The sequence below is a fragment of the Streptomyces zinciresistens K42 genome (genome assembly GCF_000225525.1).
Classification (GTDB): domain Bacteria; phylum Actinomycetota; class Actinomycetes; order Streptomycetales; family Streptomycetaceae; genus Streptomyces; species Streptomyces zinciresistens.
Genome location: NZ_AGBF01000515.1, coordinates 1 through 221, shown reverse-complemented (window position 1 = coordinate 221; position 221 = coordinate 1). Strand labels below are relative to the sequence as shown.

Here is a 221-nt window from a genome sequence, read left to right as displayed (position 1 = left end):
GCTGAAGACGACGGCGTACGCGTCCTTGTTCTCCCGCAGCGTGCGGTCCAGCCAGGCGAACTGGGCCGCCCCGAGGGAACCTTCGTAGTGGCCGCCCGGGTCGGTGGTGTCGAGGCTGACGCCGACGACGTCATCGGCGATGCGGAAGCTGTAGTACTGGGTGCCCGCGTCCAGGTTGGCCGTCGAGTAGCCGTGGCCGACCGGACCGCGGCCCTGACGCC

General features: G+C 70.6%; 1 pseudogene. It reads right to left on the bottom strand.

The window, feature by feature from the left end:
* Positions 1-221: pseudogene (locus SZN_RS37435) on the bottom strand (TIGR03767 family metallophosphoesterase); the annotation flags it as partial.